This window comes from Streptomyces sp. UNOC14_S4, from assembly GCF_020740835.1.
In the GTDB taxonomy this organism is placed as follows: domain Bacteria; phylum Actinomycetota; class Actinomycetes; order Streptomycetales; family Streptomycetaceae; genus Streptomyces.
Genome location: NZ_JAINFC010000002.1, coordinates 1 through 21,524 on the forward strand (window position 1 = coordinate 1; position 21,524 = coordinate 21,524).

The window sequence follows — 21,524 nt, forward strand, 5'->3', positions numbered from 1 at the left end:
GACCGGCGGGAACACCTGTAGCGGACGGCGTCGGCATGCCCTGGGGGGCAGGGGCGCCATGCGGGCCCGGCGCGGGGGGTGCCGCGACCGCCGGGCCACCGCCCGTATCGGCCGACGGCTGCGGCGCCGGGGCGTACGGCCCGAAGGCCCCACCCGCCCCACCCGCCCCACCGGGCACAGGGCCGGAAGCGGGGGTGGCCGACGCGTAGCCGCCGGACGGCTGCCCGGGGCCGAATCCGGAAACCCGACCCGGCACCTGGCCGGACAACTGCCCCGGCACGGCCCCGGCGTCCTGAGCACCCGGGCCCTGCCCGAACGCCGTGCCGGGCGCCTGAGCAACTGGCTCCTGGCCGAAGGGGCTCCCGGACACGGCACCTGTGACCCGCGCGGCGCCCTGGCCGGACGCCGCGCCGGGCTGCTGCGCGTCCGCGGCGGGCCCCGGTGCCGGGGAGCCCGGGAAGCGGCCCGGCGTCCGCCCGGACGGCGCGGACTGCCAGGACGTCGTGAAGTGGCGGACGAGCAGGTCCGTGACGGCCGCGGGCTGCTCGACCGGAGTCAGGTGCGAGGCACCGGGCACGACGGCGAGCCGCGCGTCGTGGATGCCGGCGACGAGGACGCGGGCGTCGGCGGGCGGGGCGACCTGGTCCTCGGCCCCGACGAGCACGAGGGTGGGCACGCCGATCCGGCCCAGGCCGTCCCGTACGTCGAAGGCGGCGAGGGCGTCGCAGGCGGCGACGTAGCAGCCGGGGTCGGTGCTGCTGACCATCTGCACGGACCAGTCCACGATAGCGGGCTGGGCGGCCGCGAAGCCGGGGGTGAACCACCGCTCGGGCGCCCCCATGGCGATCGGGTCCATGCCGCTGGTACGGACGGTGTTGCCGCGCTGCCGCCAGGAGTCCTCCGTACCGAACCGGGCGGAGGAGGCGATCAGAGCCAGCGCCGAGAGCCGGTGCGGGTACCGCAGCGCGAGGTCGGCGCCCACGGCACCGCCGATGGAGCAGCCCGCGTAGCCGAAGCCGTCCACGCCGAGCCCGTCGAGGGTGGCGAGCAGCCGGTCGCTCAGCTCACCGACCGTCGGCGCGGGCTCGGCAGGGGCACCGCCGTGGCCGGGCAGGTCGAACCGGAGGACACGCCAGTGGCGTGCCAGCTCCGGGACCTGCCGGTCCCACATGTGCCATGTGGTACCCAACGCCGGCCCCAGAACCAGGACTGGGGCGTCTTCTGGCCCGTCAGAGCGGTATTGGAGGGTGTTCACCGGTGTCTCAGTCACCCGCCAGACCCTCTCATCTGTCACGAGAAGTCACATCGCCGGGGTCTGCCGGCCATGCGGCTCGGCAAGCCGCCCGGCTTGTGGAGCGCGGCTCACGCTCGCCCCTCCATCGCCACCCCGTGCAGGCCATCCCATGTGGTGGCGGCTCCGCGGAGGTCCTCTACGTCCGGCTTGACGTACCACCTCTTGGTCGTCTTGATGTTCGTATGCCCGGCCCATCGCGCGAGGATGTGGTCCGGCACGCCGTTGTTGGCCAGGAAGGTGAAGCACGACGAGCGTGCGTCGTAGAGCCTGACGCGACGGAGGCCAAGGAGCTCCATGAGCCGGTACACGCGCCGACGAAGTTGCTTGATCGTGAAAGCATCTCCCGACTCATGCACCAGCACGTAGCCGGATGCCACGTATGCCTCCCCCAGAGCGAGCCTCTCCTCGGCTTGGAGAGCCCTGAACGCCTTGAGGGCGGCCAGCACCAGAGCCGGCAGCGGCAAGTCCCGCTCGCCCGCAAGAGACTTGGTGTCCTTCTCCACCACATGCCGGTTGCCCATCATTGTGCGCGTATTGGCGATGACAATTGTGGCATTTTCCAAGTCAACGTCTTCCCAGCGAAGGCCGCAGACTTCAGCCGGACGGAGCCCCATCAGAGAGAGCAGAAGCGCAGCGTAGAGGCGCTCCCCCCTAATGCCATGGATGAATTTCTGAACCTCCTGGACATTCCATGGCTGCACCTCTTCTTTGTTCTTCCGCTCCGCTTTGCGCGCCCTGCGGGGAATGGCGACGTGGGCAGCGACATTGACGTACACCAACCGCCGGGTAACGGCCCTCCCCAGAGCTTCCTTCAGCCGAGCGAGGCTCATGTCCACACTCGTGACACTAAGCGGCGTCCCTGCTCTTTTGCCACGCATACGGCCATGCGCCAGGGCCCAGTCCCTCCACTCCACCACATGCTCTTCAGTAAGATCCTGGAGGGGGATCTTGCCAAGTCTCCCCCGAACTCGATCCAGGGTGACCGTGTAGTTGTAGATGGTGGTTTCTTCGAGATCATCGGCTTTCATGGCCAGCCATCGGTCGAGCCACTCGTTCACGGTAATCTTGTTGGGTGGAACGAATGAGCCCTCGTTCCGCCGGTTAGATATGTTCGCGTACTCAGCCTTCGCCTCCTTCAACGAATCGAAGGTGCGCCTCAACTGCTTACGCTTCCCGGATTCGGGGTCGATCCCTACGTCGACAACAAACTGGTACCTGACCTTCCCCTTCGAGTTCGGCGGAAGTTTCTTGATCGGATCGGACAGAATACTCACTCTCCTCGAATGCGTGGAATTTTCTGCACTACGCCGCCTTCGTCAATTAGGGGCTAGGCGAATGGGCTACACCGTCCGCTAGGGCTCCACCGCCAAGCACAGCCGAAGACGAACAACACCGATGGTCCGCACGATCCCCGGTTTTGCTAACCGGGGATCACCTGCTATGCATCGCCCAGCAGGGCGTGCTCCCGGCCTTCGGGAGCGATTTCGCGGCCGTCAGGACGCCAGTAAGCAGGACCGCAGCGCTGGAGTCGAGCCGCCAGTGACGAACACAAGCAGCCCGTCGTCGGTGAGGCGGTCGAGGTTTCGCGCGACGACACGCTCGGGGGCTCTGACGGCTCGGGCCACATGGCGAGTCACCGCGCCAGGGTGCGCCGCGACGTGCGCCAGAACCACGCAATCACGGCGGTATCCGCGTTGCAGCAGGCCCTCCCCGAATAGCCCGGCCGCGCAGAGGCACAGACATAGGGCCGTGGACAAGGAGCCGTAGTCCTCTGCTCGTTGGGCTGTCCACGCGTTCATGGCTCCCAAGCACCAAGAGGACGGGGCGGCGAAGCGGGCGGATCGGATAGCGGCGTTCGACAGGTGGACCTCCGTGGGGTCGGGCGCTCGGAGGCGCGGTCGAGGGCGGGGGTGCGGGCTCTCGTAGGGCTGACCTGCGATTTTCCGGACACCCGTACGTTGACATGGGTGGCGAGCAGGTCTCCAGTCCGTTCGGGCCGATCACCGTCTGCCGTAGGCGAACTGAGCCCACTGCCGGGGCCGAGTGCTCAAGGTCGCCAACCCATTAGGACTTGGACCAGCGTGTCCGTCACCTGAACCGCGACGTGAACCGGCACTTCCCGAAGGACATCGACCTCGCCCACAAGGCTGTGGCTATGGTCGAGGCCGAGCAGCGGCACGGGCACTGGGTCGCGCAGGCACTGCTGCGGGTGTTGGACCATGCCGGGGTTGCCCTAGACTTCGATGTCTTGTCGGCCGAGGAGTATCTGGAGGCAGCCCGCAATGCCCCGCCGGAACGGCTCGCGGAGGCCGGCACCACGTTGGTCGTGGATGCGCCACAGGTGTGGGTGGATGCGGGGGCCTTTGGGGGACGCCGTGGATGCGTACGCGCCGCGCCGCCGGGTGCGCCACCGACCGCCGATGCCTAAGGGGTCGCCGGAGCGGGACCCGTTCGGCGCGGTGGTCGAGCGAGGGGTGCGGGAGCGGGCACGTCGCGAACGGGCTGCCGATCGCATGCTCCTGGGGCGCGACCGCGTCGATGTCACTGAGGAGTTGCGGAGGTCGCGGTGGCCTCGGGCCGTCCGGCTCCTGACGGATCTGATCATGCCGGATGCCGGCCCCCACGCTCCGTACCACCTGGAGATCGGCTCCGAACTGATCATCGACCGTGAGGCGCGGGTGACCTACCTGCATCCGGCCACGGTCCACCGCACGGAGCGTCCTGCGGCCACCGCGCCGGAGGACTTGGTGGCAAGCGAGCACGGTGATGAAGAACCCTGATGTGCTCCTGACCCTGGCCGCCGCCCGAGCCGGTGGCGCACTCGCCCCTGGGAACCTGCCGCCCGGGCTGCTGGCCGAGGCCGACGAGAAGGCCCGGATCGCAGGACGCAGCCTCGTCGAATGCGACTGCCCGCGGCCCACCCCGTCCAGTTCGGGCGGCCGCCCGGGTCCATTGGGCCGTGCGCTCGTGCTGGGCTGGTCACAGGCGCCGGTGCCCGAGGAACTGGGCACCTATCCCGTCGCCCGGCTCACCCCCACCCAGATGATCACCTTCGCTCTGTGCCTGGCCCGGGCGTGGCTCGACCTGAACTGGCCCCCCTACCCTGGCCGCTCGTTCGCGCGCGCCGACATCTTGGACGCCGCCGGGGACATCGGGCTGGACGTGAAGTTCGCCAAAGCCGCCCTCGACGGAGAGCTGCAGTTGCTGTTGCTGATCGTCCGCGAGGGACAACGGCTGCGGCTTGGGCCGGCGGTGGCCGCGCTGCCGCCACCTTTGCCGAAACCATGCGGCGCTTCCAGGACCAGCGCCCGGGCGCGGGCCAAGCCCCTCCTATGCAGAAGGACGACGATGAGTGAGATACCGCTCTCCGACATCGACGAGGCCCACGTCCAGTCCGCCCTCGCGGCCTTGGAGACCGCCGACGGGCTGGTGCCCGGCGAGGCGTTTCCCGCAGCCTCATCTGAACTAGATGTCGCAGATCATCATCCAGCGCGACCGGTGGGCGGGCTGCTTCGTACGCAGGGCCCCCAATACATCCGGCGCCGTCTCCCCCGCCACCGATACAAGTCCCTCTTGCGGCCAGCCCTCTCAAGCAGGAGGAGGACCAGCGGCTTCGGCTGCTGCCTGGGCGTTGAGGATGACGAAGCTCACATCGCGTTGCTGAAGTGCGGGACCGGCGCGGTGAAGAGCCGCCCAGGGGTCGACAGCTGCCGGGATTCGGTGGGTACCCAATGCTGCGTCGTAGCAGAAACCCGCCTGCTCAAGAACGGAAGCCACGGCGCTGTCGTACGGACCGTCAACGATCCAGCCATGCTCCGGGTGCTCCCCGAAAAGGAGGGGACCGGAGGCATTGACACACTCCTCGGCCGCCGGCCCTGGCGCCTCTGTCTTGGTCGTCCCGTCATCTGGTGCATCCTGTGCAACCCCTGCGCCGGCCTCCTTCGGCTGATCCAGCAAGCGCGCCAACCGTCTCGAGCCAGAACCAGCGATGCTCTGCTCAGCGAGCGCGGCAGCCGTAAGAACGCGGCGCAGCGCGTCCGGTCCCCGGTCGCCGAGATCGGCCTTGCGCGCGGCATAGACGAGCAGTTCGTCGAATCCCGAGGGACCATACCCGTCAAACCACTCGTCCAGGGTGAGCTCACCGCCGAAGTTGGCACGATAATCAGCCCTGTCACGCCGCTGGACGGCAGCGATCACGTCCACCGCGTACTCGACCGCCGACGGGGAGACACCGTGGCGTTCGGCCTCGGCTCGCACGAGTTCCTGGCGAGCATTCTGATCCACTGCTCTCCTCCACGCTCTAACCGCGCCCCCGCACCCTCGAGCGCTAATGCACTCGGTCGTACGGGGCTCCTTCTGCCGGGGGTGCTTCGCATGGACCTGCACCCTTGACGCAGTCGGGCCGCCATGCAGATGACTGAGGAAGCAGGTTACATGGCATGGCCAGCGGTTTCATCGTCGCTCTGTCCAGGGAGCAGTTCGGCAAGCGACCAGGGGAGAACGGTGAGGTCGGTGACGGACTGGGGAAGCCGCGGATTACGGTCCAGCTGGTGCATTTTCTGCATCAGGGCGTAACCGTCCTCCGCCGTGACGAATCCCGATTTCACAGCCAGCTGCATGATGCCGAGTGTCTCCGCCGTCATGATACCCTGCCCGATCGCATACTCCAGTGCGGATTTATCATCCGATATCCACCATGCACCGGCGAACTGGGGCCAATGTTGGATAATGTGACAGGTCTCGGCCTCGCCGAGGTGCTGCAGGTTCCGGTCGGCTTGGCCGCCGAACACGGCCGTGCGGAGGTGGCCGACGCTCTCGCGGTCGTCCGGAGCCGTTACTCGGATGGCTTCGCCGAGCCAGCCTTGCTGTCTCAGGTCGTGCAGGGCAGGCAGCTTGTCAGCCGATTTGCGAGCCTCTCGCGCCACGGCCGCGGTCCACTTGCCGCGGCCGTCCAGGACCGCGCGGAGCAGGTCGAGGCATTCAACGGCGGCAAAGTTGCACAGGACGGTGTTGTCCGGAAACAGGATGTCGCTCATGCGGCACCGCCGTTGTCCTGTTCGGTCGCGAGCTGGCCTCTGAGCTCGTCGACATCAACGCCGAGGAGGGATGCGTACGGACGCAGGGTCGCCTTGCCGGCCTCATAGGCGGCGCGCGTATCGCGTGCAAGGAGTCCGGGGAGCCGCTTCTTCTCCGAGGCCGCGACTCGCCGGTCGAGTTCCTCTGCGCGGTCGGCGACGGCGGCTGCCTCGCGGACGGTCATGCGCTTGTAGTAGTCGCAGGCGCCAGCGTCGATCACGCGCAGCTTGAGCAGTCTGTAGGCCAGGGTCTCAGGGCTGACCATGAAATCGCAGCACAGTGTGCCAAAGCTTTCCCTGGTCAGTCTCGCTGCGCCGACCGCTTCGCGCAGGCTTTGCTCGGGCAGCAAGAAGACGGAGGCGAAGGCGTTGGCTCGCTGCTCGCTCGGATCTTTCTTCTGGGCCCGGTCGAAGATGTCGCGATCGAGGTGGACGTCCTGGTCGTCGTCGGCGAGGAGGTGCCCGAGCTCGTGGGCGAGGGTGAAGCGCTGACGTGCCGGGTTTGATGTCGTGCCCAGGAGGATGAGCTTGGCACCTTGGCCCATAGCAGCGAGACCGTCGAAGCCGTCGCCCAGCGGCTCGACAGCCACGTCAGCACCGAAGACCGCCTCGATCTGTTCCGGCAGGCCGTCCTGAGTCACAGACCACCCCTGGCTCTCCACCGCCCTCAGAGCTGATTTCGCCAGCGCCTCTCCCTGGGCGGCGTAGCCATTGCCGGAACGCGCTGTCGGGGAGATGGACTGCCAGGGCTGCGGATAGCCGAGCTTGTCCAGGTCGGCGCGCCGGGCCATGTAGTCCCGGGCGGCTGCCAGTGCTTCGGCTGCCCTTCCCGTAGTTGTTCTCGCTGCCACGGCCAGCGGGGGCTCGGCTCCCGTGAGCAGCCAGTCCATGGAGACATGGAATTCATCGGCAATGACCGCGAGGTCGACGGTTGAGAAGGGGCTCGTGCCGCTGAGGCACTCAGTGAGCTGCTCGGCGTCGAGGTCGGCCTGGTCGGCGAAGTCGTGGAGGCTGAGGCCCGACTGATCGATCAGGCTTCTCACGCGATCGGAGATGCTGGACACCCGTGGACAGTAGTCCGCCGTCTGCACAGTTCACAAGGCGCGCCGCCGACGACGATCTCCCAGGTCGGATCGGGCCCCGGCTACGACTCGGTGCAGCAGGCGACGGTCTGACCCTATCTGGCCATCACCTGCTCATACAGGGTGCCTTCCGTCTCGCTCATCTCGCGCTCGACGGTCTCGGTGAGAGCTGGGTTATCGATGAGGACGCCGAATTCGACGTTGTTGTTCTCCGCACTCCACGAGAAGTTGGCGCTGGTCACCAGGAGAAGGTGATGGTCGATGGCGAGAAATTTGGCGTGATTTCGCACATAGGTTCCGTCGAAGGTCTTGGTCCGCCACACCGCGGCGGGCCTCAGGTGCGCAGCCACCTCTGTGGTGTTGGGCACCCTGAACGCCGCGCTGTCGTCTGCGGCCCTGGTGTCGAGATAGACCCGTACGGAGACCTCGGCGCGCCGGGCCGCTCTCTGCAGGGCAGTCCACAGGCTGGATGTGCGCTGGAAGTTGAAGGTGGAGCAGGTCACCGCATGGCGTGCGTTGTCGACGAGGTAGGGCACGGATGTGGTGAGCGGCCCGCTCTGGGCCAAGTGCCCGGGCATGGTCCACAGCGGGGTGAGGGTGGTGGGCAGCGTCCGCGCCCCTTCCACGGCGCGCAGGAGGGCTATGTGCTGGATCGTTGCCCCGGGTCCGTCGGCGATCGCCTCCAGGAGCCTCCTTGCCTCCTCGCGTTGGCCGGGAGCGACGGCCTTGAGCGCGGCGGTGAGAGTGTCACCGTCCGCGAGCCGGTCGGCGACACCCTTGGCCTCGCTCCGGGTGAGGAGTCGGCCCAGGCGCAGGGCAGCCTGGGCGTCACTCATGGGCCGAGAAGTACCCGAGGCCGCTTCCGGGCAGGTCGATCAGGAAGCGGCGGTCGAGGAAGCGGTTGGCCCGCTCACAGGAGGTTTCCGAGGCCATGACGCAGCAGTGACAGGCAGCGCCGTGCAGGAAGTCCTCGGGAGTCTTGGGGGTGCGCATGGAACAGATGGGGTCCGAGGAACAACGCCGTGCCTTGCGGAGAGCGCTCGCGACGACGCGCTGGAGCCGGTTGGGTTCGCTGAGCTGGACCAGGCCGCCGAGGGTGCCGTCGCTGTCGGACGCGGTGGTGCAGATGAGCAGGCCCGCCGCGGGCTCCCGTCCCTCGGCAGCGGGCCAGGCGTAGAGGCGTTCGCTGAGGCTGGCCGCCGAGTATCCGCAGCTGAGAGCGAGCTCACGAATCAGGATGTGGGCGAAGGTGTGGATCATCCAGTAACGCGGCGGCTTGAGCCGACTGTCGGGGTCGACCCGGTCGGCCGTCTCGGAGAACCGCCGCTCGAAGTTCCTGCGGTGCGCCGCGCGGTGGGCCTGCCACAGGTCGGTGTCCAGTATGCGCTTCTCCCAGGCCGCGACGGAGTCCTCGTCGAGCTGGAGGAAGATGCCTTCCCCTCGGTCCTCGGTCGCCACGGTCCAGGCCGGTCGAGGGGTGCGTGTGAGGGGGACCAGGCGGCGCGGCAGGTCTCCGACGCGGTCCATGTCATCGATCCGGGTGAAGCCGACGAGCGCGTTGACCTTGCGGAGCTTCTCTACGGCCAGGACTCTGGTGATCTCGGGCTGGAGCTGCTCGCCGCGTTGACGTGTGGCCAGGGTGAGCCCGCTCTTGGGGTCTTCGACCCGTGTGCCGAGGATGTCGAGCAGCAGATAGCGCCATTCGGGCACCAGCAGGTCGACGGGGTCCCAGTCGCGCATCTTCTCCGCCTGCTCCTCCGGCGTGGCCGGCGGAACGCAGGCGGCTTCAACGGCCGCCTCCAGCTCGTGGTCGGACAGGCTGGTGACGTCCACCCGGCCGTCCAACAGGTCCCGGATCATGTCGAGATGCTGCCGGTACTTGCTCAGCTTGTCGCCGAGCGTGGTGCGGATCCGGTCGGCGAGGTCGCTGGCCTTCTCCTGCTGGGACTCCGGCATGACGATGATCGACTGTGTGGCGGGGAACCACAGGTTGGAGGCGCCGACCAGCATCAGCCGCGTCTCGTTCTTGCAGCCCCGCGGTTCGAAGGCGTCCAGGTGGGGGTGACGTCCCCGGCACCTGGGCAGCTTGGCCCTGCCGGCCTCGCCCTGGGCCTCGTTCATCGGCCGCTGCATTTCGCAGGCTGCGCAGTGGATGATGGCCGACGCGCCCTTACCAACGGTGCGGTCGACCATCTTCAGCGGCGGGACCTCGGCCTTGCTGCACCGCTGGCCTCGGTGGACCCACAGCTCGTACGGGAACTCGTCCAGGTGCCCGTCAACGCACGCCAACAGGTACCGGGCGGGCACAGCGGGGCGCCGCATCGGCTTGCGACTGCGATTGCCGGACCGCCCGGTGCATTTGGCATGCTCGAAGGTCGCCAGGTCCGTCCGGAAGGGGTGGGTGTTCTTGTAGTCGAACTGCGAGAGCATCCCGAGCATGTCGCAGCCGGTGCAGCGCAGCCACTGGGGGAACACACGCGCCGGGACACCAAGGTCATTGCCTTCGGCGGAGCGGCTGTTCTTCTTCGGCTGCCAGGGGTGCGGCCGCAGTTGCGCGTCGGACGAGTACAGCATCGTCCGGACGACGTTCCGCAGCCGCGGCGCGTGGATGGTCGGGGGCAGCGAGTCGCGTCGCCTCCAGATGGGTTCCCAGTCGTCCAGGCCCGTGGGCATGATCGTGAACTGCGGCAGGTCCATGATCGAGCCAGGGCCGTAGGTATAGAGCAGGGAAGAGGGACGGGCCGAACCAACCCTGGCACGGTTGTGCTTGACCGCCTTCTCCGCCTCCTCCTGCAAGTCGCCGAGCGGGTCGACGGCCTTGGTCGCGTCGTAGACGAAGCGCGTCTGGTCGGTCATGCGTTCTCCTCCGGCATCACCCACTGGGGCGCGGTGACGGGTGCCACGTATACGAGTCGTTCCTTGATCGGGCTCACCAGGAGGTTGATCTCCGGCTGCACCTCACGCATCGAATTGGCCACGATGAACGGCGGCGCATCCCGGGTGTCGATGCCGGCCTTGGCGTTCTCCGCGCTCATCATGAGCGCATCGTGCCGACTGTCGTCGACGATCTTCTCGTACACCAGCGATTTACGCAGCTCTTCGAGGTGCTTGCGGCGCTTGCCCCACTGGTCCAGCCGGTTTTCCAACCGGTTCCGGGCACGCTCGGCCGCGTCCTCGTCCCCGGCCTGGGCGACCCGGCGCACCAGCGCGTCGATGAGCTCCACGGCGAAGTGCCGCTCGGCCTCGATCCGGGCCGCGCCGTCCTCCGGCGACAGGCCCTGGGGGCGTACGGCCTGCAGCACACGGGCCGTGCTGACCAGGACGCCGTCGAGACCTCGCTCCAGCGAGGTCACCGAGAACGGCGTCACCGACAGCGCCTCAACCTGTGCGTAGAACGTTTCGTGATAGTGCCGGAACTGCTCGAAGTGGGCCAGGTCGCGGGGCCGCGCCCAGTTGCCGAGCGCGACGACCAGGCCGGGCCGGGCCGCTTCACGACCCACACGCGAAGACGCCTGGATGTACTCGGCGGTGTTCTTCGGCTGACCGACCACCAGCATCAGACCAAGCCGGGTCACGTCGACACCCACCTGAAGCATGGAGGTCGCCAGTACCACGTCGTACGGGTTCACCTCCCGCTCCGCGGAGCGTGTCTTCGCCTCACGCAAGGTACGCCGGTTCCGCTTGCCGGCGGTCGAGTCGAAGCCGGGGTCGAACGGCACCGCCATCTGATCAAGAGTGGCGGTGATGTCCGCACTGGCCACGCGGGAGGTGAGCTCGGCCACATGCAGGGCGCCGAAGTTGGTGCCGCTGCGGCTGGGCAGCTTGGACCAGGGGCGGCGCTTGGCCAGCGCGGTCTGGATGTCGTCGCCCATGTACCGGGCCATACCAGCCAGTTCGCGGGTCGCGCTGAAGTAGCCGACCAGCGTCATGTACGGGTCGGCCGCCTTCCCCGAGCGGTCGAGCAACAGCTGCCCACCCGCCATGAGGACCTCGGCCACGCGGATCTCCGCCGTGGTCAGACGCACCCCGGTCGTGTTGATCCCGAGGTAGCGCCGGCCCGGCGCCTTCTCGGAGACCTCGACTTCCTTGGAGAAGAAGGTGTTGCCGGCATCCAGCACCTGTGGCGGGAAGATCGTCACGTCCCGCCCGTACAGGGCCTTCACCTGGTCCGCCGCATTACGGGCGGTCGCCGTGGAGGCGACCAACAGCGGGCGCACCGGGTGTCCGTCCTTGGTCCGCCAGCCGGTCATCACATCGACGGCTACCTCGAACAGGCCGACCGTTGTGCCGAGAGCACCGGTGATCAGGTGCAGCTCGTCCTGGATTATCAGGTCCGGGGGCCGCAGCCGGGTCGTCGGGTGCACGGCAGCGGCCGGCAGGCCGTCCTTGCGCGGGTGCTTGCTGCCGTCCTTGATGTCGCAGTACGCGTAATCACGATGCACCAAGCCGTGCCGCTCACAGCGCCGCGAGACATACCCGAACAGCGACGCCGCCTCTCCCTCCCGCGCGAGCCGGGCAAACTTGTCCACCGTCGCGATCACGAAGGCGGGAGCGAGCCGGTAGATCTCCTCATCGACGGTCAGAACCGGCAGCCCTTCGGCGACATCGCCCCCGTCGGCGAAAGGACATTCGGCCAGCTCGTCACCGCAATACACATACACCCGGCGCAGCGTCTTGTCCGCCCGCACATCGCGCGCCTCGATACGGGCACCACACCACGGACAGCGCTGGATCTGCAGCACCGTCAGCCGGTACCCGCGCCCCTGGTTCGCCTTCTGAAGCTGCGCCTCGGCCTCGTCGTACCGCTTCGGGCTCACATCGGTACCGACCCACAACCCGATCCGGAACGGCTCATCCCCCCACGTCGCCGGATCTTCCATGCGTGCCCGCTCAGCCGCACACATCAAGGTCGTGGCTCGCTGAAACTGCTGGGCAGTCAGCAGCCGCAGTGTGTACCGCATCAGCACAGCCACGCCCGACCGGCCATCCAGCGGTCCGTCGAACGCCTCCACCACACCCTGGCGACGCCTGATGGCGAATGTGTACGCGGCCAGACCCAGGTACGCCTCCGTCTTGCCACCACCGGTCGGGAAGAACAGCAGCTGCGCCTTGGCCAGATCGCCCGATCGCTTCTCAGCCACCGGATCCGACAGCAACGGCAGCTGCATCAGCACGAAGGCAAGCTGGAACGTACGCCACGAGTGCGCCCCGGCCCCCTTCTCCTCCAGGATCGCGTCGCGGGCCTGATCGAGACTTTCGCGGCTGCCCTCGGCCTGGTTGGCACGCCGCTGCGCGACCTGGGACTGGACACGCTGGTCGGCCATCACCCGGTTCATGAACCGGAAGCAGCGCAACGCCTCCTCGTCGGCCAGCAGGAACTCCAGGCCCTCCGCGAGCTGGCGCTGCACCCGTCGCGCATCGGCGACCGCGTCAAGCCCCTCCGAGCGAAGATGCTCAGGCAGCTCACGGGCCCGCTCCTCCTCCGCATCCAGCCAGGCAGCGTAGCCCTCGACGATGGGCTCAAGGCCGGCGCGCAGCTCGGCGGCGCCGACCGTCTCCAGCTTGCGCATGTCGAGCAGGGCCGTGCCGATCTCCTCGGCAGCGGTCTGCGGCGTCTCGCAGACCGGCAGCCAGGTCGTCCACACCTCGGTGGCCCGGCGCGCGCCCTCGGCCACCCGCCAGTCCACCGAACAGGTCCGCCCGACCGCGAATTCCAGCCGGTTGCGGTACTGCAGCCGCAGGCGACGCAGCTCGTCGTCCGGCTCCTCACGCGTGTCAAGCAGCGCGTCGTTCGCCGGCAGGAACACGGCCGCACCGTCGGCCGCCGAGACCGACAGCTTGGTCTGGTACAGCCACGCCTCAACCGGGATCTTCCGGGGGGTCTCCTTGTCGTTGCACAGCGCGATCTCGATCAGGCGGCAGCCGCGCTCGACGTCGTCATAGCGGTCCACCCGGAGCACGACCTTGTCCTCCAGCACGAGCGTCGCCGTGTGGGAGGACATCAGCTCGGAGACCTTGATCGACACGCTGTACTCATGAGGCTTGCGCTGGTAACGGCGAAGGCGCGAGACGGGCTCTCCGCCCTCGCCCTGCTTCTCCTTCACCGGCTCGTACGTGCCCCACGAGGCAGTCACGGTGAACTCATCGAGGTCGTCAGGTACCTGGCACCGCAGCCCCATCGACGCCGGGATTACCAGCCCGCGTTTCTGCGGCTGATCCTCGACCTCGTCCTCATCCGCTCCCGCGCTGCTCTCGTCCACCGCGGTCACGGGCACGCCCCGGCTCTCGGCGGCGTCCACGGCGTCACCGACGTCGGTCGCAGCATCGTCGGAGTCCGCTTGCGTGGGGTCGTCCCGGCCGTCCATGAGCCGGACAGGGGCGACACGGCCGACCAGATACGCCGCGTCCGGAGCACCCTCGAGGATCTCCTCGGGACCATCCGCCGGCCCGAGGAGTTCACGCTCCAGGACGTCGACGAGATTCTCGCGCACCGTCCAGGAACGCTCGTCCGGGTCAGAGGCGAGGCGGTACGCCTGATCCTGCCGGGCAGCGAGCTGCTGCGGCTTGGGTGCGGTGGTCACTCGTCGCCCTCTTCCTCGTCACCTTCACTGTCGCTGTCCGGTAGTACAACATCCCCCTGGGCAGCAGCGCGACGGTGATTCTCCTCCAACAGCCGATCCAGGATCTCCACGCGAGCGGTGGGGCTGACCGTCCAGCGTTCCATCTGGCGGTAGGTGTGGAAGCCGTGGTCGAGCGGGATGTCGTCCCAGCCATAGGCCGCCATGACGGCTTGGTCCAGCTCGACGTGGATCTGACGGAGCCGGGAAACGTCGGCATCAGCAGAATCTGTAAGTTCCCGATCGTTGACCATATTGTAAAGCTTGGTCAGGCCAAGGTTCCGACGGAGCATTATGCCGCGCTGTTCGGTGTCAAGGACTTTGCCGATCTCAGTAAGTCGCTCGTTCGGTTCGGGGCGCGGGAAGGTTTCAAAAACAGTAGATGGCGTATACGTGGGATCAACACGCATCGTGGTGCCGTACTTGATCGTCCACATTTGGTGCGGGCTAGATGACAAGACTGCTTGATCCGCGAATGAGTCCGTTGCGAATACAACTAGCTTTTCATGGAAGACCTGGTTGGTTGCTGTACGGACAGGCATGACAGTCTTACTGACCCGCGCGATGACCAGTACCTCGTTCAGGTCGGCAATCTTCTCCCGCATAGCAGGAGCCAGCTCAGCAAACTGCCACCATCGCTCCCGCCGCGGCTTCCGCTTGTTCTTCGCCCGCTCCGGCTTCACCTGCTCCAACACTCGCTGATAAGGCAACTTGTACTGCTTGGCTGCCTCCTCCGACCGGTCATTGAAGTCAATCACCCAGCGCGAAGCCGTACTGTTCGAGCGGGAGTTCAGGTCCTCACCATTCAGATAAGGAAACAGCACATCTTCGTTACGCTGGTCAGCTTGGACCCACTCTGCAGCTTCCTCGGCCTCCAGCACAAAACCCATGCCGAGCACGATGCAGCCCTGGAAGGCGACCCGGGTGTTCTCTGCCAGCCGTACTGGATCGCCGTCCACACGGCCGCCCGGCTCAAGCAGCGTTGAAATCCGCTCCACCGCGATGTCGTCCGCAATCCGGGGTACCTGTGGGGCCACTGCTTCACGGCTTCCCCATACGGCCGCATATTCCAGGTTGGCACTGGCCGCCGGCCACGAGCGACTCTGAATGGCCCTGGTGATCGTAAAGCCCTGCGCGACCAGCTGATCGAGACCAACCTGCCGGGTGCCTCCCTGCGCGACCGAGTTCGTCGCAATCAAACCCAACCCGCCACGCCGCGAAAGCAGCTCGTATGCCTGCAGGAAGAAGTACGCGACCAGGTCGGCGCTACCCTTCCGGCCGCCGGCGAGGGTGTGAACGAACCAGTCGCGGACGTTGGTGCCCATCGTGCCGGTGAGCTTCTGCCCGCCGAGGAATGGCGGGTTCCCGATGATCGCGTCGAAGCCGCCGCGCTCCATGACGTCCGGCACGGTGAGAATCCAGTGCAGCGGCTTCCACCGCGCGTAATCTGTCGCCACTGTCGGCGTGAGCCCTGCTTCCAGGATGCCGTCGAGCATTGCCCGGTTCCGTTCCCCCTCCCCGGCTGAGTGAGCGAGGTCGACAGCAATACGCAGGTTCTCGTATGCCTCGCGCAGCTTCTTGCCGGGTTTGCCGCCCAGCCTCAGCCCGGCGGCGATCACACTGTCGGCGATATCGGTGAGCTGGGCGACGTGCTCCTGGTAGGCACGCCACTGGCGGCGCTTGGTGGCGGCCGAGCGCTGCGGATCCTTGTTGTCGACCTCAGTAGCGAGCTGGCGGCGCAGGCGGGCAGCCTTTTTCAGGGTGCCGTCTATGTCGAGGTCGAGAATGCTGATCTGAGAACCTGCTGCCGCTGGGTCAATATGGAGCTCACTCAGTTGCCGTGCGTCGGTCAAGCCAAGGAGCGAGTTGCCGTGTAGGACCTTGTCGTCAACGAACGAGAACGGCAGTTTGGGGTCGAGGGAGACCAGCCACAGCGACAACTTGCACATCTCCACGGCCATGCCGTTGATGTCCGCGCCGTAAAGGCAAGTGGCTACGACCGTCCTTATGGCGTGGACGTGGAGGTCGTGCGGAGTCTGGCCGTGCGCGACGCCTTCACGCTGCCATGCCTCAACCAGCCGGTTAGCGAGGTATCGGGCCGCGGCGACGAGGAAGGCGCCCGACCCGCATGCGATGTCGGCGATCTTCAGGTCGAGGATCTCGTCGGAGGAGACCAGTCGCCAGGCGTCCTGATCGGCCGTCTGGTGGGGACCGGGTGAGTAGACGAGCGGTTCGAGGGCGTAGCGGACGACTTCTTCGGCAAGGTCGCGCGGCGTGTAGTGGGCGCCTGCCGAGGCTCGTGAGGGGGTTTCCACCAGGAGGACGCCGCCGGGTTCGACGACGAGGGGCCGGTTGCGCAGGTCGCGGCGAATGATGCCGATGAAGGGGCGCAGTCTCTCGCGCAGGTCTGCGTCGTCGGTGAGGTCGCGCAGGACGATCTCGGTGTCGTCGAGGGTGTCGCCTACTTTGAGGGCCTTGGCGAGGGCGGCTTTGGTGGGCGGCTTGGCAGCCGGCTGGTGCTGCTTGACCCAGGCGAGGATCGCGTCGGCCAGCGCGGTCTCGGTGCGCTTGGACTCGGCGAGGTTTTCGAGCGTGGCCAGGGGGATCTCGGGTTCGGAGCCGGCGCTGCCGGTGAGGCCGACGGTGACCTCGTCCACGTTCTCGCAGGAGTAGCCGAGCAGGCCCTCGTAGATGTAGCCGATCTGTTCGACGTCGATGTCGCGGAAGGAGATTCGGCGTGCGCCGCCGGTCAGCTGGGCGATCTGGACGGCGCGCAGGACTTCGAGCATGACGCGATCGCTGACCGTGATGGCCAGGATGCCCTGGGAGTCGCAAGCGGTGAGGAAGGGGAAACGAGCGGGGTCGAAGAGGGATCCACCGTACTCGGGCAGGCGCAAGTCCTCGAAGGTGGCGCCCTGGTAGAGAGCCTGGGAGGTGGCCAGGAGGCGGTGCCAGGTGAGAGAGGTGGCGTCGAGTGCCTGGTCGCCTTCTTCGTTCTGCCGGGCGTCGAGCTGGTCGAGTTCGTCGCTGACGCCGTAGCCCATAGCGAAGAGCTGGTTTTCGGGGAGCAGGCCGCGTTCCTCGGCGAAGAGGAGGAAGACTACGCGCATCATGACGGTGACAGCGGCCTCGTAGACCTCGCCGCGCCGGGCCGGGAGGGGGTCAGGTTCGCCGCGTCGTACTGCGTCCAGGCCGCCCTCTGACAGGGCTTGGACGATGAGTTCGACTGCGCGGCGGACCTGGGTGCCGAGCGCGTCGGTGATCTTCTCGGCGGCGGTGACGGACTCGCCGAACAGTTCGGTGAGCCGATCCGCGGCCTTGCCGCCGATCAGCCGGCGGCGCTGGAGGAGTTCGATGAAGGCGTTGCGGGTGGCGGGTTCTTCGATCCAGGTCTGGGCGTCCACGATGCCGGAGGCGACCATCGTCTGCGGGCGGGCGCTGACGATCGCCCACCAGCGGCCGTCGGTGACGACGCCGATGGGGACGCCGGAGGCGCGCAGCAATTCCTCCATGCGGTCGATGGGACTGGCGGACCAGCCGTCGGTGAGCGGGTCGCGCAGGGAGTCGGCCGGGTCGGCGACGAGGACGAGCGCGCCCAGCTTCTCGCCGTGGACGAGAGCGCCGTCGGCGCGGACGGTGACGGTGTAGTCAGGTGAGTGCACCTCGGCCACGACAGGGGTGGGGACGGTGTAGTCGGTGCCCCAGCGCAGGCCCTGTCGCAGGACGAGGTCCACCCAGCTGTCGCGGGCCTCACGATAGAGGTCGAGGGCGGCCTCGTCGTCCCGGTGGGTGTCCCAGTGCTCCCATGCCTTCTCGAAGGCGGGTTTGGCGTCCTTGATGGTGGCGAGCGCGCGGGCGTCGGGCTGGGGGATGCCCTGGGGCCAGACCCGTTCGAGGGCGGGGACTGCGAGGAACGGGCCGTCGGCGTCTACCAGCTCGAGCCAGGCGCGGTGCAGGCCGGCAGCCGTCGGGGCGTACTTGCGGCTCATGCCTCAACCTCTCCGTTCTTCGCGTCTTCCGGGGTCAGGGCGAACACGACGGCGGCGGCCGACACGTAGGGCCGGATGTCGCTGTAGCGTTCCCGGATAGAGGCGATCTCGCGCTGCTCCTCGTCGTCCAGGCTCTCCAGACGGTCGTTCATGTGCTGCAGGTCCCGGCGGCGCTGCTTTTGCTGCTCGTCCGTGAACAGAAAGTTCTCCTCCTGGTCCCGGATTTCCTGCTCCAGCCGGTCGCGGGACTCACCGAGGTTGACCCGGAAGGCGCCGAAGATCTCGCGGGCACGGGTGATGTCGGTCTCCTGGCGCCGTTGGAGTGCTTCGGTGACCTTCTCCTGGCGGCTTTCGCTCTTGCGTTCCATTGCCTTGAGCAGCCGGGTGCGCAGCCTGCCGCCGTCGTCGTTCCACAGAGCAGCGAGGTGGGTGCGTACTTGCTCATCGGCGAGGATCAGGTTCTCGGAGTCCAGGGTCTCGTCCAGGACCTGCTCGACCTTGGACTCGGCGAGAGCCTGGCCCCGCAGCCGGACGCCGGTGAGGAAGACCTCTTCGTGCAGCCGCAGACCGCCGCGGCCGACCAGGACGAGCCGGGAGACGGCGGCGACGCAGGACTCCTGAAGGCCGGGAGTGACGACGGCGGTGACGCGGTTGACGGGTGCGTCCACACTGAACAGGGCGCTGCGCAGGGTGCGGGTGGCGCGCTGCATGAGGGCGTGGCCGAGGTGGATGTGCACGAGGTCGGTGCGTCCTTGCGCTGCCTTGTCGTCGAAGGTGATCGGCCGCAGGACGCCCGGTTCCAGGCGTGTGTCCAGACCGCGCAGGGCCATCTGCCAGGAGCGGCCCAGGTTCGGAACTTCGAAGACCTGGGCGTCGGTCCGGTCGTCACCGAGCATGGTCAGCGGTGGCTGGGCGTCCAAGGCGAGGGCGGTGTCCACGGCCCGGCGGGCGTTGGCGGGTGTGAGGTGCATCGCCGCCTTGTGCGCGTCATAGGTCTGGGTCAGCTCGGTGAGCTGGCGATTCAGCTCGATGCTGCCGGCCAGCGCCCCGTTCATGATCTCGTCGCCATCGTCCGGCGCGGTCGGCCGCGGTTTGCGTGCCGTCCCGGCCGGGCTGAAGTGCTCCTGTACATCGGCATCGATGATCGGGTTGATCTTGCCCAGGTCCTGGGTGGCAGTGCCGACCTTCTTGGCGATGATCCCCATGAACTCCAGGTCCGCCGCGTAGGTCGAGGAGGTGGCTTCGGGCATGAAGTGGTAGATCTCGGGGTTCTTCGTCTGCCCATACCGGTCAATCCGGCCGATGCGCTGCTCCAGGCGGGAGGGATTGAACGGGATGTCGAAGTTCACCAGGCGATGGCAATGCGCCTGCAGGTCGATGCCCTCCCCCGCGGAGTCCGTGGCAAGCAGTACCCGCACCGGGTGCTTGTCGGGGCTCTCGGTGAACCGGGCGCGGATCCTCTCGCGCTGCTCCACCGGGGTCGAGCCCTGGATCGTCTCCAGCACGTCTCCATAGCCGCGCTGCCGCAGAACACCGGCGATCCAGTCGAGCGTGGCCGCGTACTCGGTGAACACCACGACCCGCTCATTCGTCCAGCGCAGGCCATCCGACGTCCGGCAGTGCGTGTTGAGGAAGGAGATCAACGCCTCCAGCCGAGAGTCCGGCTTGTGCTCGTAGCCCAGACCCCACCCGACCAGCGCGGCGATCTCACTGTCGGTGGCCGCTACCAGCGGATCCGAGCCCTTGGAATGCCGCAGCGCAGTGAACTCGGGGTGCTCGGCCTCGCCCTCCTCCTCGTCGGACTGTCCGCTGCCCATGACCTCCGTGAAGTATTCGGCCTCGTCCTCCATCTCCAGCTGACGATCACCAGCCGCCACCCCGTCGTACAGCTCCAGGGTCCGGGCAAACGACCACGGGCTGGACAAAAAACGCTTCTTCAGGAGCATCGAGACGATGTCGCCGCCCTTGCCCTTGCCGTTCGCGCGGGCGCTCTCCGTGAGCAGCCCCACCAGCCGCTCGAACTGCTCCTGCTCGTCCGCGGAGGGCGTGAAGGAAATCGTCAGCAGCTTGCGCGGTTTGAAGCCCTTGTCCGGCAGCTCGCTCTTCAGCCGCCGAACCCGCACCTCGTCAAGCGCCTTCCTGTCGATGCTGGCGCCACGGGTGAACCGGCGGCTGTCGATCATCTCCAGAAGGGCAGTGAACGACTCCGAGTAGCCGTTGTGCGGCGTCGCGCTCAAGAACAGCCGGTGCTCGCACGCCTCCGCCAACCTCTTCGTGGCCGTCGTACGGTTGCTGTCCACCGCGTACCCACGCTGTCCTGGGGCCGTCGTCGGGCTGGCCGGAGCCACATGGTGCGCCTCGTCGACCACCAGTACATCGAAAGCGAAACGCCGAGCGGTGGAGGCGTGACGCACATCGGCCAGGACATCACGCAGCAGACGCTGCGCCCGCAGCGACGGCAGCCAGGCCATACTCACGATCACCCGCGGGAACAGCCGGAACGGGTTCGCGCTCAGCCCGTGGCTGCGCCGCACCTTTGCCATCAGCTCGCTGTTGACGATGACGAAGTCGAGGCCGAATTTTTCCCGCATCTCGTCCTGCCACTTCAGCGACAGGCTCGGCGGGCAGACGATCACGGCGGTCCGCGCCCGGTGGCGCAGCAGCAGCTCCTGTATGACCAGGCCGGCCTCGATGGTCTTGCCCAGGCCGACGTCGTCGGCGAGCAGCAGGTTCGTACGGGAGGACTGCAGTGCGCGACGCAACGGCTCCAGCTGATACGCCTCGACGTTCGCGCCACTCCGGAAAGGGGCCTGGTACGAGTTCGCGTCCGCCGACGTCACCGCGCCCCACCGCACCGCGTCCACGAACGCAGCCAGCGTGTTCGGATCGTCGAACGCCTCCGGCCGCACGGTCTCCGGCAGCCCCTGGTCCGGGGCAACGGTGTGCCCGACCTCCAGCTCCCAGACCACTGTCAGCTCCTGGCCGAGCCGGTCCTCGTCCAGCGACTGCAGGCTCACCACGTGTGCCAGGCCAGGCTTCCCCTCGTCGGCGGGGCTCCGCGGCAGACCCTGCCGACGGACATCCGACACAGCCCAGGTAGAGCCCCGGACCTTCACCACCTGCCCAGGATCCGGAACCGGCGGCAGCGCCACCGTCCGCCTGGCGCCGCTCCCCACCCCCTGCGGATACTCCGTAGCGGTCGCCACCTGACGAGACTCCTTCATCGACGCGTCACACCCAGCCCCAGGGCCATCCCACCGGTACACTGCGCAACCGTGAGGTCACAGGGGACAGCCGACGCACCAGTATCCCCGATGGCGGGCACAACCCGCTCGAAGTCTCCACGATCAAGCCAATCCGCTTCCCGAAGCGGTCGACCAAGCCGAAGGCGGCCTGCTTGACCTTCTCGAGGTCACTGCCCTATGGGGGACGCGGCCGGCCCGAGTGACGCAGGCAACACCGCCGTC

The 21,524-nt window shown here is 67.5% G+C and carries 12 protein-coding genes; 2 read left to right on the forward strand and 10 right to left on the reverse strand.

Annotated features, from left to right (window positions below; all coding sequences use genetic code 11):
- Positions 1–1,270, reverse strand: a 1,270-nt coding sequence (locus K6I34_RS00400; RefSeq protein ID WP_229321948.1) for an alpha/beta fold hydrolase, incomplete at its 3' end; no start/stop codon positions are given.
- A 92-nt stretch (positions 1,271–1,362) separates the two neighbouring features.
- Positions 1,363–2,568 carry a site-specific integrase gene (locus K6I34_RS00405; protein WP_229321949.1) on the reverse strand — a complete coding sequence of 402 codons (1,206 nt, stop codon included), beginning with the start codon at positions 2,566–2,568 and terminating at the stop codon, positions 1,363–1,365.
- Positions 2,569–3,365: 797 nt separating this feature from the next.
- Here K6I34_RS00405 and K6I34_RS00410 point away from each other — a divergent pair.
- Complete coding sequence (locus K6I34_RS00410; RefSeq protein WP_229321950.1) at positions 3,366–3,722, forward strand: hypothetical protein; 357 nt, start codon at positions 3,366–3,368, stop codon at positions 3,720–3,722.
- Positions 3,715–4,074, forward strand: coding sequence for a hypothetical protein (locus K6I34_RS00415; RefSeq protein ID WP_229321951.1), 360 nt, complete (start codon positions 3,715–3,717; stop codon positions 4,072–4,074). The genes K6I34_RS00410 and K6I34_RS00415 overlap by 8 nt, the downstream gene beginning before the upstream one ends.
- Positions 4,075–4,882: 808 nt before the next feature.
- Here K6I34_RS00415 and K6I34_RS00420 read toward each other — a convergent pair.
- The 8 genes from K6I34_RS00420 to drmD form a co-directional block, all read right to left on the reverse strand.
- A complete protein-coding gene (locus tag K6I34_RS00420) occupies positions 4,883–5,578 on the reverse strand; it encodes a hypothetical protein (protein ID WP_229321952.1) in 696 nt (231 codons plus the stop codon).
- 146 nt (positions 5,579–5,724) lie between these two features.
- The gene (locus tag K6I34_RS00425; protein WP_198535391.1) at positions 5,725–6,330 is read right to left on the reverse strand and encodes a hypothetical protein; all 606 of its coding nucleotides are present in this window, start codon (positions 6,328–6,330) and stop codon (positions 5,725–5,727) included.
- Entirely contained in the window at positions 6,327–7,433 is a 1,107-nt protein-coding gene (locus K6I34_RS00430; protein WP_308293943.1) for an XRE family transcriptional regulator, read from the reverse strand. Before K6I34_RS00430 ends, K6I34_RS00425 begins: the two co-directional genes overlap by 4 nt.
- A 113-nt stretch (positions 7,434–7,546) precedes the next feature.
- Entirely contained in the window at positions 7,547–8,287 is a 741-nt protein-coding gene (drmC, locus tag K6I34_RS00435) for a DISARM system phospholipase D-like protein DrmC (protein ID WP_229321953.1), read from the reverse strand.
- Positions 8,280–10,307: a DUF1998 domain-containing protein gene (gene drmB / locus K6I34_RS00440; RefSeq protein ID WP_229321954.1), complete on the reverse strand. Its 2,028-nt coding sequence runs from the start codon at positions 10,305–10,307 to the stop codon at positions 8,280–8,282. The genes drmC and drmB overlap by 8 nt, the downstream gene beginning before the upstream one ends.
- The gene (gene drmA, locus K6I34_RS00445) at positions 10,304–14,032 is read right to left on the reverse strand and encodes a DISARM system helicase DrmA (RefSeq protein ID WP_229321955.1); all 3,729 of its coding nucleotides are present in this window, start codon (positions 14,030–14,032) and stop codon (positions 10,304–10,306) included. Before drmA ends, drmB begins: the two co-directional genes overlap by 4 nt.
- Positions 14,029–18,057, reverse strand: coding sequence for an Eco57I restriction-modification methylase domain-containing protein (locus tag K6I34_RS00450; protein ID WP_229321956.1), 4,029 nt, complete (start codon positions 18,055–18,057; stop codon positions 14,029–14,031). Before K6I34_RS00450 ends, drmA begins: the two co-directional genes overlap by 4 nt.
- Positions 18,054–21,281, reverse strand: coding sequence for a DISARM system SNF2-like helicase DrmD (drmD, locus tag K6I34_RS00455; RefSeq protein ID WP_229321957.1), 3,228 nt, complete (start codon positions 21,279–21,281; stop codon positions 18,054–18,056). Before drmD ends, K6I34_RS00450 begins: the two co-directional genes overlap by 4 nt.
- Between the last annotated feature and the right edge of the window lie 243 nt (positions 21,282–21,524).

Bases quoted from the DNA above. Each gene is read 5' to 3' on its own strand.
- drmC (WP_229321953.1), bottom strand. From the start codon at position 8,287: ATGAGTGACGCCCAGGCTGCCCTGCGCCTGGGCCGACTCCTCACCCGG.
- K6I34_RS00450 (WP_229321956.1), bottom strand. From the start codon at position 18,057: ATGAGCCGCAAGTACGCCCCGACGGCTGCCGGCCTGCACCGCGCCTGG.
- drmD (WP_229321957.1), bottom strand. From the start codon at position 21,281: ATGAAGGAGTCTCGTCAGGTGGCGACCGCTACGGAGTATCCGCAGGGG.
- K6I34_RS00415 (WP_229321951.1), top strand. From the start codon at position 3,715: ATGCCTAAGGGGTCGCCGGAGCGGGACCCGTTCGGCGCGGTGGTCGAG.
- K6I34_RS00425 (WP_198535391.1), bottom strand. From the start codon at position 6,330: ATGAGCGACATCCTGTTTCCGGACAACACCGTCCTGTGCAACTTTGCC.
- drmB (WP_229321954.1), bottom strand. From the start codon at position 10,307: ATGACCGACCAGACGCGCTTCGTCTACGACGCGACCAAGGCCGTCGAC.